Origin of the sequence: Novosphingobium chloroacetimidivorans (genome assembly GCF_014204535.1) — a bacterium.
GTDB classification, from domain to species: Bacteria; Pseudomonadota; Alphaproteobacteria; order Sphingomonadales; family Sphingomonadaceae; genus Novosphingobium; species Novosphingobium chloroacetimidivorans.
Genome location: NZ_JACHLR010000001.1, coordinates 232275 through 247485 on the forward strand (window position 1 = coordinate 232275; position 15211 = coordinate 247485).

Sequence of the window (15211 nt, forward strand, 5' to 3'; positions counted from 1 at the left end):
AGTTGATGCTGCGATTGCGGGCGGCAACCGGATCGCGCATCGCAGGTTCCGCAGGCGCGCATCGGCGCGCGACTTTCAACTCGGGGCCCGATGCCCTATATGGCGCTCAACCATGGCCGATACTCAACTCATGACAATCCCGGGTCACATCGATCCGGTCCCGCTGCCGCGTCCCGATCTGGTCGAGGGCGTCACGCCGCGCGCGGATGGGCGTACCGACCTGATCGGCTTGCCCAAGAAGCGGATTGCCGAGTTGTTCGCCACGGCTGGCCTGGATGCCAAGCAGGCGAAGCTGCGTGCCAAGCAGGTCTTCCATTGGCTCTACCATCGCGGCGTGACCGACTTTGCCGAGATGACCGATATCGCCAAGACCATGCGCCCCTGGCTGGCCGAGCGGTTCGTGATCGGCCGGCCGGAGATCGTCGAGGCTCAGCACTCGACCGACGGCACCCGCAAATGGTTGCTGCGCACCCCCGATGGCCACGACTTCGAGATGGTGTTCATCCCCGACGCGGACCGCGGCACGCTGTGCGTTTCGAGCCAGGTCGGCTGCACTCTGAACTGCCGCTTCTGTCATACCGGCACGATGCGGCTGGTGCGCAATCTGACGGTGGGCGAGATCGTCGGCCAGGTCATGCTTGCGCGCGACTCGCTGGGCGAGTGGCCGAAGGGTGGCGATGCGGCGGCGCTCGGCACAAGGACCGGTCTCGACGACGACGAGGACGAAGGCTCTTACACCTCCGACGGGCGGCTGCTCACCAATATCGTGATGATGGGCATGGGCGAGCCGCTCTACAATTTCGACAACGTTCGCGATGCGCTCAAGCTGGTGATGGACGGCGACGGGCTTGCCTTGTCCAAGCGCCGGATCACGCTTTCGACTTCGGGCGTGGTGCCGAAGATGGCGCAATGCGGCGAGGAAATCGGCGTCAACCTGGCGGTTTCGCTTCATGCCGTGACCAAGGATGTGCGCGACGAGATCGTGCCGATCAACCGCAAGTACGGCATCGAGGAACTGCTGCAGGCCTGCGCCGATTACCCCGGCGCCAGCAATGCACGGCGGATCACTTTCGAATACGTGATGCTGAAGGACAAGAATGACAGCGACGATGACGCGCGCGAACTGGTCCGCCTGATCAAGCACTACAAGCTGCCGGCCAAGGTCAATCTCATCCCGTTCAATCCATGGCCCGGCGCTCCGTACGAATGCTCCACGCCTGAGCGCATCCGCCGCTTTTCCGACATCGTGTTCGAAGCGGGAATCTCGGCGCCCGTGCGCACGCCGCGCGGTCGCGACATCGACGCGGCCTGCGGCCAGCTGAAGACGGCGGCGGAGAAGAAGAGCCGAGCCGAACTCGATCGTCTCTATGAGGAAAAGCAGGCCGCGCTGGCGGATTGATCGTCGGGTATCTCAGCTCACCGCGTGAAAGGCTCGCTTGAACGCGCAAGGGCCGGGGTGCGGGGTCGTTCATCTGACGTTGTGGATCAATGAACGAAGTATGGCGTTACCCCATCACCAAGCGCAATTACTGAGGGCAACCACCATGCGTAAACTCGTTCTCACCGCTCTTCTCGCGGCTGTCACCGTTCCGGTCATGACCAGCGAACCCGCCGAAGCACGCCGCCGTGACGACCGCCGTTACTATCAGACCGACAACGGCGTGCGCTACTGGCGCGGCAATGACGGTCGTTACCGCTGCCGCAAGTCGAACGGCACCACCGGCCTGCTGATCGGCGGCGTTGGTGGCGCCCTCCTGGGCCGCACCATCGACGGTGGTCGCGACAAGACGTTGGGCACCGTCCTCGGCGCTGGCGCCGGCGCCTTGCTCGGCCGCGAAGTGGACCGCAACAACTCGCGTCCGCGCTGCCGCTAAGCCGACCTGAGTTCCCCTGCAAAGGCGCGTCGTTCTCGAACGGCGCGCCTTTCGCATGTGCGATGGTTCGCAACGTCGCTTTCCTCCTGTGCGTCCCTGTGCTCGAACCCTGATCAGCGCGGTAGAGGTGAACGTATGCAAGGCATTCGATGTCGATAGTCGAACGTCCCGCTGTCCTGATCACCGGCGGTGCGCGCCGCATCGGAGCGGCCATTGCAACTGCCTTTGGTGCGGCGGGCTGGCATGTGGTGATCCACTACGGCACCTCCCGCGCAGAAGCGGAGGCGCTCGCCGCCACCCTCGACTCGGCTGAAATCGTCGGCGCCGACTTGCGCGACCTCACCGCGGCAACGTCCATGATCGCTCACCTCGCCACGCGTCTCGCCGATTGGCGCGTGCTGGTGAACTGCGCGAGCGTCTTCGAACTGGACGATGTCGACGCGCTTCAGCCTACGGTGTTCGGCCATGCCATGCAGGTCAATGCGGCGACGCCGGCCCTGTTGGCACAGGCCTTCCTCCGAGATGCCAGGGCGCGTGCCGGTCGACGGGTGATTGCGGTCACCGACCAGAAGATCGAGAATCCCAATCCGGACTTCTTCTCCTACACGATGAGCAAGCATGCGCTCGCCGCGACGATCCCGATGCTGTCGATGGCGCGCACTGACTCGCGCGATCGGATCTACGGCCTGGCCCCCGGCGCCATCCTCGCCAGTCACGACCAGCACGAATCGGAGATCGAACGCTCGCACCGCATGAACCTGCTTGAGCGCAAGACCGGCGCCGACGAGATCGCGCAAGCCGCGTTATTCCTGTCCGAAGGCTGGCTCGCCAGCGGCGAGACGCTCTTCATCGATTCGGGTCAGCACCTGCTCGCCCAACCCCGCGACGTGCTGTTCCTGGCGCGCGAGGCAGAGGCCGCTTCCGGCGCGAGTGCAGCATAGCCCCTTGTCTCGTCGGGTGGTGAAGCTAGGTATGCGCTCCATGGCTTCCTCCCCCGATATAGTCCGTCCCCCCTGCCGTACGATCCGCATGGCTGGAGCGAAGTAGGATCTTGGCCAAACGGTTGCTTGATCGCTTTCTCGGCCGCGTGGTGCGCAAGGGCACGCTCGAAGTGCTGCGTCCTGACGGATCGACCACTCGCTTTGGCACGCCGCAGCCTGGCTTTCCCGATGTCGCGATCCGCTTCACCGAGGCGGCGGGTGAACGGCGTATCCTGCTCGATCCGCGGCTTGGCGCGGCAGAGGCGTTCATGGACGGCCAGCTGCTGGTCGAGCGCGGCGACATCATGGACCTTCTCGCGCTGATCCGCGGCAATGGGCCCTGGGATCGCGGCGGCAGTCTGCGCCCGCCGAAACTTGCGCGCCGAATCCGCAACCGCCTGGCCCACCACTTGGAAAGCTTCAACAAGGCGAGGCGGTCCAAGGCCAATGTCGCGCACCACTACGATGTCGGCAACGCGCTGTACCGCCTGTTCCTCGATACCGATCACATGCAGTACTCGTGCGCCTATTGGCCGAGCGAGGACATGACGCTGGAGCAGGCGCAGGAAGCCAAGCTGGCGCACATTGCCGCCAAGCTGGCACTGGCACCGGGTCAGCGCGTGCTCGACATCGGCTGCGGCTGGGGCGGCATGGCGATCTATCTTGCCAGCCATGCCGAGGTGCGCGTCCACGGCATCACCCTGAGCGAGGAGCAACTCGCGCTTGCCCGCGAGCGCGCGGAAGCGGCCGGAGTCGCCGAGCGCATCACCTTCGAGCTGGTCGATTATCGCGACCTCGCCAAGCGTGGGGAGCGCTACGATCGGATCGTCTCGGTCGGCATGTTCGAGCATGTCGGCCAGCCGCAGTTTGAAACCTACTTCCGCGCCTGCGCCAACATGCTCGCGGACGATGGGGTAATGCTGCTGCACACGATCGGGCGCATGGGCTCGCCCGGCTCCACCGATGCCTTCACGCGCAAGTACATCTTCCCTGGCGGCTACATCCCGGCGCTCAGCGAGACCGTGGCGGCCAGCGAGAAGGTGCGCCTGATCGCGACCGACATAGAGACGCTGCGCCTGCACTACGCCCGCACCTTGCGCGCGTGGTACGCACGCTGCGTCGCGAACCGCGAGGCGATCGTCACCATGTACGACGAGCGGTTCTATCGCATGTGGATCTTCTATCTCGCGGGCGCGACGGCGGCGTTCGAGAGCGGCGGCATGTGCAACTACCAGATCCAGTATGTCCGCTCGCGCCACGCCTTACCCTTGACCAGGGACTACCTGGCAGACGCGGAACGCGGCCTGCTCGGCTCGCGCCAGTGAGGCTGCTGGCCGCCCTGCTCGCGGCTTTCGCGGCACTGGCCGCCGGCAGCGCGCAGGCCCGCGTGATCGTCTCATTCTACAGCGTGCCGGGCTCGGTGCTGACCGGGCGCTCCGTCCATGCCTTCGTGACGCTCAAGGGCACGCTCGATGCGGACGGGCGAGCGGTGGACGAGAACTATGGCTTCTCCGCCCTGACCTGGAACCCGGCCGGGTTCTTCCGCCCGGTCCCCCAGACCATGCTGATCGAAAAGCCGGACTACATCCGCCGCGCCCATTATCACTTCCGCGTTCCGGTCACGGATGCCGCCTACCATCGGATCGTCCAGGAAGTGCAGCTGTGGTGGCATGATCCCGGGCATCTGTGGGACATCGACGAGCGCAATTGCGTCACGTTCGTCGGCGTCGTGGCGCAGATGAGCGGGTTGCAGGCGGACTTCCCGCCCAAGATCATGCGCAAGCCTCGCGCCTATCTCGATCACCTCGCCACGCTGAACCCGCAGGTCGATCGCAGCGCCAAGTAGTGCGTCGTTGCGTGCGGGGACGAGCGCTGATACCGGCGCTCGCGTATTTCCCTGTGCGGAGCAGTTCCCTAAGATGTCCGAGATCCAGAAGGTCGTCCCCAAGAAGGTCGTGCTGGCCTATTCCGGGGGGCTCGACACCAGCGTCATCCTCAAGTGGCTGCAGGTGACTTATGGCTGCGAGGTGGTGACCTTCACCGCGGATCTCGGCCAGGGCGAGGAACTGGAGCCGGCGCGCGCGAAGGCCAAGCTGCTCGGCATCCCGGACGAGAACGTCTTCATCGACGATCTGCGCGAGGAATTCGTGCGAGATTTCGTTTTCCCGATGATGCGCGCCAATGCCCGCTACGAGGGCGACTATCTGCTCGGCACATCGATCGCGCGCCCGCTCATCTCCAAGCGCCTGATCGAGATCGCACACGAAACCGGCGCCGATGCCATCGCCCATGGCGCCACCGGCAAGGGCAACGACCAGGTCCGGTTCGAGCTGTCGGCCTACGCGCTCGATCCCAGCATCAAGGTCATCGCACCCTGGCGCGAATGGGACCTGACGAGCCGCACGGCGCTGATCGCCTGGGCCGAACAGCACCAGGTGCCCGTTCCCAAGGACAAGCGTGGCGAAAGCCCGTTCTCGACCGACGCGAACCTGCTGCACACCTCCTCGGAGGGCAAGGTGCTGGAGGATCCGTGGGAGGAAACGCCGGACTACGTCTACTCGCGCACCGTCGATCCCGAGCAGGCACCGGATACGCCCGAATACATCACCATCGACTTCGAGCGCGGCGACGGCGTGGCGCTCAACGGCGAGGCGATGAGCCCGGCGTCACTCCTCACGGCGCTGAACGAACTCGGCCGCAAGCATGGCATCGGCCGCCTCGACCTAGTCGAGAACCGCTTCGTGGGCATGAAGAGCCGCGGCATGTACGAGACGCCGGGCGGCGAGATCTATGCGCGCGCGCATCGCGGCATCGAACAGATCACGCTCGATCGCGGCGCCGCGCACCTCAAGGACGAGCTCATGCCCAAGTATGCCGAGCTCATCTACAACGGCTTCTGGTTCGCGCCCGAGCGCGAGATGCTGCAGGCGGCGATCGACCACTCGCAATCGCGGGTGAACGGCACGGTGCGGCTGAAGCTGTACAAGGGCATGGCTTCTGTGGTCGGCCGCAAGTCGCCCGACAGCCTCTATTCCGAGCGTCACGTCACCTTCGAGGACGATGCCGGCGCCTACGACCAGAAGGACGCGGCAGGCTTCATCAAGCTCAACGCGCTGCGCCTGCGTCTGCTTGCCCAGCGCGACCGAGGCTGAGGTGAGTTGCTAACAGGAACTTACCCAAGCGGGACAAGCCGTTCACAGTACGGGGTGACCCGACCCTGAGGGGGTGCCCTTCTCAAGATTGTGCCTGTACCCACCGTCTCGCATCTGCGGGATGGAGTGGGAGGACCAATGACAGCCAACAGGAAGCCGCTTTCGGCGCGTGCGAAGCTTGCGCCCAAGGCGGCTCTCAACGCCGCACTGGCATTGCCATTCGTCGGCATAATGTTGGCCGCAGGGGCGGCCGCGCCGGCGCTAGCGGATCAACCCGCCGGGCTGATCGCTCCGGCTGCTGTGCCCTTCGCCGCAATCGCGGCGCCTGGAACTTTGGTGGATCAGCCTCCGCTTACTGCGGCGCAACCGGCCGCGGAGCCGACCTACCAGAAGCTCGCCTCTGGCATGGCCAGCTATTACGGACGCGAACTTGCTGGAAATCGCACCGCAAGCGGCGAGCGTTTCAACCCGGCGGACCTGACCGCCGCACATCGCACCCTGCCCCTTGGCAGCAAGGTGCGCGTTACGAATTCTCGCACCGGCGATTCGGTGATCGTGCGCATCAACGATCGCGGCCCATTTCATGGCAATCGCCTGATCGACTTGTCGGAAGCCGCAGCTCGCCAGATCGGTATACGCGCCGCCGGCCGTGGCTTGGTGGACCTTGCCGTAGCCAACTAACTCGCGTCAGCCGCAGCGCGCCAAGGCCGCCCTGAGGGAAGGCCGACGCAGCGGGTGGGGGTGGGGGATACCGCGCCGGCCTTCACATCACCAACGTGGCCGCGTGAAGACCGTTCCAGAGCTGCGATAAACGGTGCATTCTTGTCGGTAGAATGAGTGCGCGATTCCGCGTTGTTCTGGCCGATTGCGAGCCCCAAAAAACTTTCCTACACGAACCACTTAGGTTAGTCGGTCGAGAGCAAGCCGATCGAAGGACCCGCTTATGTCTTGTATGCAACACCTGCTGCACCGCGATCCGGCACAAGGCCTCGCCGGGTCCACTCCCGCCGATTCTGCGGACAACGATCGGCGGCAACCGCCATGGCAAGAATCTGGCCGCCCGTCGTCGATCTACACTGCACGAGCCCGCCCGACGTTTCTCTACGTCATGTACGCCATGATCCTCTGCTCCATCCCCATCGGCATCGTTGCCGGCATCAGCCCGGCCACGGCCCGTCAGATCGCGGACGGCATGACGCGCTACCTCGCTGCTCTGCCGGAGCCGCTCTACGCGCTCTTCGGGACCGGATACCTCGGCTATGCGACGCTACGACAATGGGGCAAGACCAAGGGCTTGGATCGCTGACGCTGCGTCGATCCGTGCCACCGGCGCGCGAAACTTGAGGACCGGCGCACTGCGCAGGCCTGGCATCTGACCCGGAGTCCCCTCCTTGCCCTCCCTTGCACAGTCGCCCCTGTCGGCTATGCACGGCGCAATCGTTCGGAGAGGTCGTTGCATGTCGCAAAAGCTGGTTCTGGTCCTTAACGGACCCAACCTCAATCTGCTCGGCCAACGGGAGCCGGGGATCTACGGCTCGGCGACGCTGGACGACATCGGCGCGGCCCTGACCGAGCGGGGCGAGGCACTTGGCGTCACGGTCGAAAGCCGCCAGTCCAATCACGAAGGTGCCCTGGTCGATTGGCTGCACGAGGCGCAATCGCGGGGCGCCCAAGCGGTGATCCTCAATGCCGGCGCCTATACGCACACTTCGGTGGCGCTGCTCGACGCAATCCGCGCGATCGACGTGCCGGTCATCGAAGTGCACTTGTCCAACCCGCACGCACGCGAGGCCTTTCGCCACACCTCGTGGATCGCACCGGCTGCCAAGGGCACGATCGCCGGCTTCGGCGCCGATAGCTACCTGCTCGCTCTGGAAGCGGCAGCGCGGCTCTAGTCGCCTCTAGAATATACCGACCGCGCCCTGCGCCCACACGAGCAGCACGATGAAGCCCACCACCATCGCCACGCCGATGCGATGCGTGCGATGCACGATCCGGCTCGCCGCAAGCTCATAGATCAGCCCGGCGCCACCCAGCAGGATCGCTGCAGCCGCGAAATCGGATGCAGTCCAGTTAACCTCGCGCGTGAACCGCATGGCAAGAGCAGGCAGGATCAAGAGGAGCGCGATGGCAGACCACATCACCCATCGCCGCAGCCCCGGCCCGCTTGCACGGCTCATCACATTCATGTCACGTACTCCGTCACTCGAGAACACGCCGAGTGTGCGCGGTTCGCATCCGACCTGCAAGGCCGCGCGCTACTCCAATGGCACGCCCGGCAGGCTCTTGGCCGTGCGGATGGTCAGTGAAGTCTTGACGCTGTCCACGTTAGGCGCCGGCGTCAGCTTCGATGTCAGGAATTCCTGGAAACTCTGCAGGTCGCGGCTGACGATCTTGATGATGAAATCGATCTCGCCGTTGAGCATGTGGCACTCGCGCACTTCGGGCAAATCGCGCATATGGTCTTCGAACGCGCGCAACGCTTCCTCGGCCTGGCTCTTCAAGCTGACGAGCGCGAAGACCGTGATCGTGAACCCTAGCTTGGAGGCGTCGAGGTCGGCGTGATACCCTTGGATGACGCCCGCCTCCTCAAGGCTGCGCACGCGGCGCAAGCACGGCGGCGCCGTCAGACCGACGCGGTGTGCGAGCTCGACATTGGTGATCCGGCCCTCATCCTGGAGCTCGGCGAGGAGGCGGCGGTCGATGTCGTCGAGATTGATCATGGGCATGCTTGGCGTGCCTCGTTAGCAACGAAGAGGATCAGCAGGCAACAATCCGAAGACGTGCCAAGCGCTGACGAAATATTATTGTTCCCTAGCGCAATTGTCCCGCTTTGCAACGCTCCAGCCGCGGCGCTTTCCGCCGAGCCGGGGTTTGCTAGTGAGAGGCCCCCTACGGGTTCTTCCGTGAAGCGCCGCCGCGCGCGCATCGGATCCCGTGAGCGCCGCAAGGACTTGATGCACTTCGACGATCGCCTGGCTACCGTGCTGCAGATGCCCGTTCAGGGGCCGGCGATGGCGCGCATCCAGTGGCGCCAATTGCTCGACCTGCTCGCGCGCGACGAGCAGCGCATGGAGCACAGCGAGGCGCTCGACGCCGCGTTCGTGCGCCTCGACCAGCTTTCCGGGCGGATCCCCGAAGACGAGCGCGTCGCGATCCTGCGCGAGCCGATGATGCGTATCGCCAATCCGGAACTCGTCGAGCACCTGGCATCAGCGAAACCAGCCGTCGCCATCGCCGCCATCGCTGCTGCCGACTTATCCGATGCCGATTGGTTGGAACTCATCCCCGCGCTGCCGGTGCAGGCGAGAGGCATCCTGCGGCACCGGCAGGGCTTCAGCCCTGCAATCACCGCACTCCTCGACAGGTTGGGCATCGGCGACCGCGGCTTGCCCGGTGCGCGCGGCTCGGCCGTGCCCGAGCGAAGCGGACGCCCCGAACTGGTGGTGCTGGAAGGCGGAGGTGGGCTGGCGCGCGCGCCTGTGCAAGAGGCAGCCGGAGGAGCAGGGATCGGCGCGATCGTTCGCCGCATCGAGGAATTCCGCAAGGCGCGCGCCGGGTCCGAGGTTACGAGCGACTTCGATGAGACGTCGTCCGAAGGCCTCGGCCTCGCTCGGGCGACTGTTCGAGCCGTGGACTTCGCAACCGATCCGGCGGGACGGATAGACTGGGCGGAAGGCGTCCTTGGGTCTTCGCTCGTCGGGACCCTGCTGGCGGGCCTCGGCGCTGACCCCGCCGCGCTAGGCCAGGCGCTGCGGCTGCGCCAGCCCTTGCGCAAGTTTGTCGTCGCCCTGCCCGGGGCCCCCGATCTTGCCGGTGAATGGCGCATCGATGCCTTGCCGCAGTTCGCACCGGCGGACGGCCGGTTCATCGGCTATGCGGGGCGCCTGCGCCGATTCCCAGCGCCCTCGCAGCCGACGCCGCAGGACACCGAGGGCGACAGCATGCGCCAGGTGCTGCACGAACTGCGCACACCGGCGAACGCCATCCAGATCGCGGCCGAGATCATCCAGCAGCAACTCTATGGTCCCGCGCCGCACGAGTATCGCGCGCTCGCGGCATCGATCGCCGGCGATACTGCGCAGATCCTCGCAGGCTTCGACGAACTCGACCGGCTGGTGAAGCTGGAGAACGGCAGCCAGGTTCCCGCCAGCGGCAACTGCGACCTCGCCGTGATCGTCGAAGAGACCGTGGCCAGGCTGCAGGCCTGGACCGGCCCACGCGGCGGCGGCTTCGTCCTGCCCGAGAGCGCGCCATCGCTGCCGGTCGGGATCGATGGCGAGGAAGTCGCGCGCCTGGTCTGGCGACTGCTCGCCGGGCTCGTCGGCCTGACCGCTCCTGGCGAAGCGCTCAGCCTCGATCTCACCTATGTTGGTGCTCAAGCGGTGCTGACGGTCCACATGCCGCCAGCCATGGTCGAGCGCATGGACGTGGCAGCCGCCAGTGGGCAGCCTCTCGATGCCAATCGGTCACTGTCCTCGGGCATGTTCGGAATCGGCTTCACCCTGCGGCTGGCTGCGGCCGAGGCGGCCGCGGCAGGCGGTGCATTACGACGTGTTGCTCGCACTTTGCAGCTCGCCCTTCCCTGCTTGACCCCCGCTGCATCACGCCATACCCACGCTTGACGATCGCTCGCGCCGGTCAGGGGGGCTCGGCGGCTTGGATGCGATCGCACGTGGGGGATACCCGTTGCCGGGTCCGAACATTCTCGACCGACCTGTACACCCTGATTTCGTCCGTTTCGGCGATGATTTCGGACAGCGCTTCCTCGTCACGGTGGACACGGAGGAGGAGTTCGACTGGGACCAGCCGATCCAGCGTGAGCGCCACACGCTCGACACGATTCCGGCCTTGCGGACATTCCAGGACTTTTGCGAAAGTCATGGTGTCGTTCCCGTCTACCTGATCGACTATCCCATTGCGAACTCGCCGCTCGCGGTGGAAGCGATCGGCGAGGCCGTGGCCGCCGGACGCGCCGAGGTCGGGGTGCAGCTCCACCCCTGGGTCAGTCCTCCGCTCGACGAGGACGTGACCGAGTTCAACAGCTATGCCGGCAACCTCCCGTTCGAACTGGAGCGCGAGAAGTTCCGCATCCTGCGCGACACGATCGAAAGCAACTTCGGCAAGGCACCCCTGATCTACCGGGCCGGCCGCTATGGCCTGGGTCCACGCAGCGCCGAGATCCTGGCCGAGAACGGGCTGACGATCGATACCTCGGTGCGCGCCCGGTTTGACTACAGTGGGACCGGCGGCCCCAACTATCGCGACCATCCGCTGCGTCCTTATTGGATCGATCGCAGCGCACGATTGATGGAATTGCCGCTGACGACGGTTTTCTGGGGGCCGCTGCGCCAGCTGGGCGGCACGATCTACCCGCAGATGTGGCGCGCGCCATCCGCGCGGGGCATGCTGTCGAAAGCCGGACTGCTGGAGCGCATCCCCCTCACGCCCGAAGGTGTCACCTCCGAAGAGGCGATCCGCGGCATCGACGTGGCGGTCGACGATGGCCTGCCGGTGCTGGTGCTCTCGTTCCACAGCCCCTCGCTCGCCCCGGGCTACACGCCCTACGTCCGCAACGCCGCCGATCTTGAGTCACTCTACGCCTGGTGGCGCGATGTGTTCGCCCATCTGGCCAAGCGCGCCATCAAGCCGACCAGCGTGGCCGACATCATGTCGCGCGTGGAGCTTGCCTAGACGCCCAGGGCAGTCTAACGGGCCTCGTCCGGCAGGTCGAAAGGCCCGCCGGATCCGGTCGGATCGTCGGCGGCGGCCGGGCCTGTAGCTCAGCGGTTAGAGCTGGCCGCTCATAACGGCTAGGTCGCGGGTTCGAATCCTGCCGGGCCCACCATCGTACGCTCGTTCGCAGCGTCGGTGCACGATTACATCCGCGTCGGGGAGTGGCGCAGTCTGGTAGCGCGCCTGCTTTGGGAGCAGGATGTCGCAGGTTCGAATCCTGTCTCCCCGACCATTTTCTGCAACCACTGGAACCAAACTCCGAGAATTGAGTTCCGGTCGCGTTGAGGTGGGTCGCGCGAACGGGAGGTGCGGTCCTTTGTTCCGTGCCCTTCCCCAAGAGATGCTCGATGCCGGCCCAGCAAGGCTACGATAAGCGCTACATACTGTATTACCTGCTCCCGGCGCTGCTGGCGCTGTCCTTAATCGGCGATGTCAATTCGCCGTTGGGCCGGGCGATCTGGGTCACGTATCTGATCCCGACAGTGCTGGCGTTCCTGGCCGTGCACCGCATTACCCCGCTCGCTGTCGCACTCGCGGGCATCGTGCTGTCGATCGTCGGATTGACTTATGCTCCTGCAGGCGTCGACCCCACCCTCTCGATGTTCAACCGCGCCGTCGCCGCGATCGCCAACCTGACGATCGCAGGCATCGGCATGGTCTTCATCACGTATCGGATCGCCAACCGCCGGCTGGCCTCGCTGCGCGAGGCCGAAGTCGCTCTTGCCAAGGCCACCGCAGGCGATCTTACGCTGCCGCAGGTGGGCCAGGCGACGCTCGCCTGCCTGGCAGAGCGGTTCGGAGCTTCGGTCGGAGCGATCTATGTGCGCGATAGCGGGATCTTCCGCCGTGCGGCCACCTACGGCGTGCCCGAGGGCGCTGCGATCCCCGCTGAGCTGAGCGAGAACGACGGGCTGCTCGGAGAAGCGATCCGCACCGGCAAGGGCCGCGTGGTCGAGGATGTTCCCACAGGCTACCTCGCTTTCGGCACGGCGCTCGGCAGCGCTTCCCCTCGCACGCTGGTGATCGGAACCACGGCGAACGACGAGGTGGTCAACTCGGTGATCGAGCTGGGCTTCCTGCATAAGCAATCCCGTGCCGACGAGGCGGTCGAGTTCCTGAAGCTGACGTCCTCCGCTCTCGCGGTGACCTTGCGCTCGGCCAAGTACCGCGCGCGGCTTCAGGCACTGCTTGCCGAGACGCAGCAGCAGGCCGAGGAGCTGCAGACACAAAGCGAGGAACTGCAGGCCACCAACGACGAACTGGAAGCGCAGAGCAAGCTCCTGCTGGCGTCGCAGGCGCAGCTGGAAGACCAGCAGGCCGAGCTAGAGCAGAACAACGCGCAGCTGGAGGAACAGACCATCTCGCTGGAGGCGCAGCGCGACGAGCTGACGCGGGCGCAGGCCTCGCTCAAGGCACAAGCGAGCGAGCTGGAGCAGGCGAGCCGCTACAAGTCGGAGTTCCTGGCGAACATGAGCCACGAGCTGCGCACCCCGCTCAATTCGCTGCTGATCATGGCGCGCCTGCTCGCGGACAATCGCCCTGGCACGCTCAACGAGGAGCAGATCCGGTTCGCCGAGACGATCGAGACCTCCGGCAACGATCTGCTGACCCTGATCAACGACGTGCTCGATATTTCCAAGATCGAAGCCGGTCGCCTGGAACTGGAACCTCGGGCGGTGACGATCGATTCGATCACGCGCAAGTTGCAGGCGGACTTCGCGCCTTTCGCGGAAAAGAAAGGCCTGACCCTCCGCATCGCCAAGGCCGCCGACGTTCCCGTCGAGTTCGAGACCGACTCGCTGCGGCTGGAGCAGGTGCTCCGCAACTTCCTCTCGAACGCGATCAAGTTCACCGAACGCGGCGAAGTTGCGGTCGAGGTAGCTTCTGCAGCTAGCGACCGCATCCGCTTCACGGTGCGCGACAGTGGCCCAGGCATCGACCCCGAGCAACACGGCGCGATTTTCGAGGCGTTCCGCCAGGCGGACGGAGGCATCGCGCGAAAGTTCGGTGGCACCGGCCTTGGCCTCTCGATCGCGCGCGAACTGGCGCAGCTTCTTGGCGGCGAAATCCGTCTGGACAGCGAGCCCGGCAAGGGCAGCGCCTTCAGTGTCGAACTGCCGCTCAGGTTTCAGCCAGGGCACACCGCCACCCCCGGCGGCCTTGAAGCCGCGATCCGGCGCACGGCACCTTCGCCGACCCCCTCGCCTGCACCGGCGCGCCAGCGTCCGGCGGCCGCGGTGCCTGACGATCGTGAGACGCTGACGGGCGATTCACGCCTGATCCTGGTGGTCGAGGACGATCCCGCATTCGCGCGCATCCTCTACGATCTCGCACACGAGCTCGGCTTCAAGTGCCTGATCGCCGGCACTGCCGACGAGGGCGCGCTGCTTGCGCGCCAGTACGTGCCGCATGCCGTGATCCTCGACATGCACTTGCCCGACCACACCGGCCTGTCGGTTCTCGATCGGATCAAGCGTGACACCCGTACGCGGCACATCCCCGTACACGTCGTCTCGGCGGACGAAGACAATCGCGCCGCGCTCGAGAGCGGCGCGGTCGGCTACCTGTTCAAGCCAGTGAGCCGCGACTCGCTGATGGACATGCTCGAAGGTCTCGAGACGCGGATGGACCAGCGCCTGCGCCGCGTGCTGGTGATCGAGGACGATCCCAAGCAGGCCGAGAGCATCCACCACCTGCTTGCCTCGCGCGATGTCGAGACGGTCGAGGTGCATACCGGTGCCGAGTGCCTGAGCAAGCTGAGCAGCGAAACCTTCGACTGCATGGTGCTCGACCTCAACCTGCCCGACATGCCGGGGCTCGACCTGCTGGAGCGGCTGTCCGGTGACGAGAGCCTCGGCTTCCCGCCGGTCATCGTCTACACCGGTCGCGATCTCTCCTCCGAGGAGGAGATGCGCCTGCGCCGCTATTCCAAGTCGATCATCGTCAAGGGCGCGAAGAGCCCCGAACGCCTGCTCGACGAGGTCACGCTGTTCCTGCACCAGGTCGTGTCCGAGTTGCCGGCGGAGCAGCAGAAGCTGCTGGCCAAGTCGCTCGGGCGCGATGCCGCGCTCGAAGGCCGGCAGGTGCTGGTGGTCGAGGACGACATCCGCAACGTCTACGCGCTCACCAGCGTGCTGGAGCCGCATGGAGTGCAGGTGCGGATCGCGCGCAACGGCTTGGAGGCTCTGTCGGAACTGGCGCGCGCGGCCGATGGCGACGGTCGGCCGGTCGACCTCGTGCTGATGGATGTGATGATGCCGGAAATGGATGGCCTCACCTGCATGCGCGAGATCCGCAAGGATCAGCAATGGTCCGCGCTGCCGATCATCGCGCTCACCGCCAAGGCCATGGAACGCGATCACCAGGAATGTCTGGAAGCCGGCGCCAACGATTACCTGGCCAAGCCGCTGGACGTCGACAAGCTGCTGAGCCTCGTGCGCGTGTGGATGCCCCGGTGACGTCATGAGCG

At 65.6% G+C, this 15211-nt stretch carries 14 protein-coding genes and 2 tRNA genes; 14 read left to right on the plus strand and 2 right to left on the minus strand.

Annotation, left to right across the window (positions count from 1 at the left end):
- The first annotated feature begins 112 nt into the window (after positions 1–112).
- The 9 genes from rlmN to aroQ all read left to right on the plus strand — a co-directional run bounded on the left by rlmN (position 113) and on the right by aroQ (position 7901).
- Positions 113–1399, plus strand: coding sequence for a 23S rRNA (adenine(2503)-C(2))-methyltransferase RlmN (gene rlmN, locus HNO88_RS01090; RefSeq protein ID WP_184241892.1), 1287 nt, complete (start codon positions 113–115; stop codon positions 1397–1399).
- A 145-nt stretch (positions 1400–1544) separates the two neighbouring features.
- On the plus strand, positions 1545–1874 hold the full coding sequence (locus HNO88_RS01095) for a glycine zipper 2TM domain-containing protein (RefSeq protein WP_184241894.1): 330 nt from the start codon (positions 1545–1547) through the stop codon (positions 1872–1874).
- Positions 1875–2023: 149 nt separating this feature from the next.
- Positions 2024–2815 (plus strand): SDR family oxidoreductase, encoded by a 792-nt coding sequence (locus tag HNO88_RS01100; protein WP_184241896.1) that lies wholly within the window; start codon positions 2024–2026, stop codon positions 2813–2815.
- Between the two features lie 110 nt (positions 2816–2925).
- Positions 2926–4179 carry an SAM-dependent methyltransferase gene (locus HNO88_RS01105; protein ID WP_184241898.1) on the plus strand — a complete coding sequence of 418 codons (1254 nt, stop codon included), beginning with the start codon at positions 2926–2928 and terminating at the stop codon, positions 4177–4179.
- Positions 4176–4700 carry a hypothetical protein gene (locus HNO88_RS01110; protein WP_184241900.1) on the plus strand — a complete coding sequence of 175 codons (525 nt, stop codon included), beginning with the start codon at positions 4176–4178 and terminating at the stop codon, positions 4698–4700. The genes HNO88_RS01105 and HNO88_RS01110 overlap by 4 nt, the downstream gene beginning before the upstream one ends.
- A 73-nt stretch (positions 4701–4773) precedes the next feature.
- Positions 4774–6006, plus strand: a complete 1233-nt coding sequence (locus HNO88_RS01115) for an argininosuccinate synthase (protein ID WP_184241902.1) — start codon at positions 4774–4776, stop codon at positions 6004–6006.
- A 138-nt stretch (positions 6007–6144) separates the two neighbouring features.
- The gene (locus HNO88_RS22155; protein WP_246381079.1) at positions 6145–6687 is read left to right on the plus strand and encodes a septal ring lytic transglycosylase RlpA family protein; all 543 of its coding nucleotides are present in this window, start codon (positions 6145–6147) and stop codon (positions 6685–6687) included.
- Positions 6688–6949: 262 nt separating this feature from the next.
- On the plus strand, positions 6950–7312 hold the full coding sequence (locus tag HNO88_RS01125; RefSeq protein ID WP_184241904.1) for a 3TM-type holin: 363 nt from the start codon (positions 6950–6952) through the stop codon (positions 7310–7312).
- Positions 7313–7463: 151 nt separating this feature from the next.
- Positions 7464–7901, plus strand: a complete 438-nt coding sequence (gene aroQ / locus HNO88_RS01130) for a type II 3-dehydroquinate dehydratase (protein WP_184241906.1) — start codon at positions 7464–7466, stop codon at positions 7899–7901.
- Positions 7902–7907: 6 nt separating this feature from the next.
- Here the strand turns inward: aroQ and HNO88_RS01135 are convergent, their stop codons facing one another.
- Positions 7908–8195: a hypothetical protein gene (locus tag HNO88_RS01135; RefSeq protein WP_246381081.1), complete on the minus strand. Its 288-nt coding sequence runs from the start codon at positions 8193–8195 to the stop codon at positions 7908–7910.
- Between the two features lie 69 nt (positions 8196–8264).
- A complete protein-coding gene (locus tag HNO88_RS01140) occupies positions 8265–8729 on the minus strand; it encodes an Lrp/AsnC family transcriptional regulator (protein ID WP_184242381.1) in 465 nt (154 codons plus the stop codon).
- A 183-nt stretch (positions 8730–8912) separates the two neighbouring features.
- On the opposite strand from HNO88_RS01140, the gene HNO88_RS01145 reads away from it, so the two are divergent.
- The 5 genes from HNO88_RS01145 (at position 8913) to HNO88_RS01165 (ending at position 15200) form a co-directional block, all read left to right on the plus strand.
- The gene (locus HNO88_RS01145; protein WP_312856970.1) at positions 8913–10631 is read left to right on the plus strand and encodes a histidine kinase; all 1719 of its coding nucleotides are present in this window, start codon (positions 8913–8915) and stop codon (positions 10629–10631) included.
- 64 nt (positions 10632–10695) lie between these two features.
- Positions 10696–11700, plus strand: a complete 1005-nt coding sequence (locus HNO88_RS01150) for a polysaccharide deacetylase family protein (protein WP_184242385.1) — start codon at positions 10696–10698, stop codon at positions 11698–11700.
- Between the two features lie 78 nt (positions 11701–11778).
- Positions 11779–11854 (plus strand) — tRNA-Ile (locus HNO88_RS01155).
- 43 nt (positions 11855–11897) lie between these two features.
- Positions 11898–11974, plus strand: a tRNA-Pro gene (locus HNO88_RS01160).
- A gap of 115 nt (positions 11975–12089) precedes the next feature.
- Positions 12090–15200 (plus strand): response regulator, encoded by a 3111-nt coding sequence (locus HNO88_RS01165; protein WP_184241908.1) that lies wholly within the window; start codon positions 12090–12092, stop codon positions 15198–15200.
- Positions 15201–15211 lie beyond the last annotated feature (11 nt).